The 1,433-nt window shown below is 64.6% G+C and carries 1 protein-coding gene and 1 pseudogene; both read right to left on the bottom strand.

Annotated features, from left to right (window positions below; genetic code table 11):
• Positions 1 to 106: 106 nt before the first annotated feature.
• Positions 107 to 736, bottom strand: a complete 630-nt coding sequence (locus FJ980_RS31495) for a J domain-containing protein (RefSeq protein WP_140547423.1) — start codon at positions 734 to 736, stop codon at positions 107 to 109.
• Positions 733 to 1,433: pseudogene (locus tag FJ980_RS34975) on the bottom strand (hypothetical protein); the annotation flags it as partial. The gene FJ980_RS31495 and the pseudogene FJ980_RS34975, both read right to left, overlap by 4 nt.

Below are 1,433 nucleotides of genomic sequence, written 5' to 3'. Positions count from 1 at the left end.
TGATCGACCTCGCCCTCGCGGGGCGTCAGGACGGCGGTGCATTTCTCGCATTTGCCGGCGGCGCGGGCGAGCGCGGTCTGCTTCACCTTGCGGGGGAACTCGCGCCTCACGACCGCACCGCCTTCAGCGCTTCGTCCCTCGCTGCAATCAGTTCAGCCATGGCGGTATGCGAGCCGCCGGTGTCCGGGTGTGCCTTCTTGGCTGCCAGCCGGAAGAAATATTCGATCTCAGTTGCGGTGACAGGAACGTTCGGCGCGATGCCCAGCACCTCACGCCAATGCCGGCGCGCGCCGGGCGCGGGCAGGGCTTGGAAGCCTGCGAACATCTCGGCGACCGAAGATACTCCGTGCCGCTCGATCGCTCTGGTGGCCTCGATATGGGCTGCAATGGCGGCAATGTTCTGCGCTACCTTGGTGTAGGTGTCGCATGGCATGCAGTGCGGCTTTCCCTGAAGCTGGAAATAGAGCGCGACACCAGGGTCCGACGGTTCGGGTTGGCCTGAACGCGGCAGACCATCGAGCCGCGTCTGAAGATTGGTGCTAACGACGGGCAGGATGGCGCCGATCCGGTCAAGTTCGTCTTGCAGTCTGGAAAGCGCATCAGCACCGCTCACGCCATGGGTCTGGAGATATCGCCCGTTGCTGCGCTTGATGTTGAAGCGACCGTCTCGTCGCGCTGCGGCAGGCTTGCGCGCGCGGCCGGCGGGCCATTGGAGCGGGAAGGCTGAAACGCTCATTCCGCCAGCTCCTGTTCCTCAACCCCGATCACGCCGGCGAGATAGCGCCCGACCTCGACCGTGCCTTTGCTTGGATTTTCACCGCAGCAGTCCTGAAGCCGCTCGCGGATGGTTTTCGCCTTGGCCCGGACCAGAGCCGACTTGCCGCCGATCTCGTCGGTGAACACCAGGGCCTGACGGGTGAACACGTTCACCTCCGGCCCGACGGCGGCCTTCATCGTCTTGAAGACGCGGACGAGGAAAGCCTTGTCGCTGTCGGAAAGAGATGCGGAGACCGGCGCCGCGGTATCGGGATGATCCGCTTCAAGGCTACCGGCCTCCGGGTCCGCCGCAGCGGGCACGGGTTCGGCAGCGACGGCTTGGCTGTCGGGGGACGGGGACACGCCGTCGCTGCCTTGACTACCGGCGCTGGAGCCGTCGGCGGGTTCATGTTCATCTTCGCCGACGTCGGCGATTTCCTTCTTCAGCGTGGACGGGTCGATGCCGGTCATCCGCTGGATAAGGTCCATCATGTCGCGGACAGCCTCGTCGATCTCCGGGTCGGTCAACTCGGTCAGGCTCTTGGGATAGGCCATAAACTCGCCGCCGATGGTCTTCGACAGGTTCACGATGCCGAGCGCCAGTTTGACCGCCTCGGATGCCTGATCTTTGTTCGTCCACGGCACGTTGCACTGCTTCACGACCAGACCGAGGCTCG

It is taken from the genome of Mesorhizobium sp. B1-1-5 (assembly GCF_006443065.1).
In the GTDB taxonomy this organism is placed as follows: domain Bacteria; phylum Pseudomonadota; class Alphaproteobacteria; order Rhizobiales; family Rhizobiaceae; genus Mesorhizobium.
The sequence above is the reverse complement of the archived record's forward strand: the minus strand, read 5'-3'. Positions and strand labels throughout refer to the sequence as shown.

Coding starts and splice junctions, on each gene's coding strand:
- FJ980_RS31495 (WP_140547423.1), bottom strand. CDS start 736: ATGAGCGTTTCAGCCTTCCCGCTCCAATGGCCCGCCGGCCGCGCGCGC.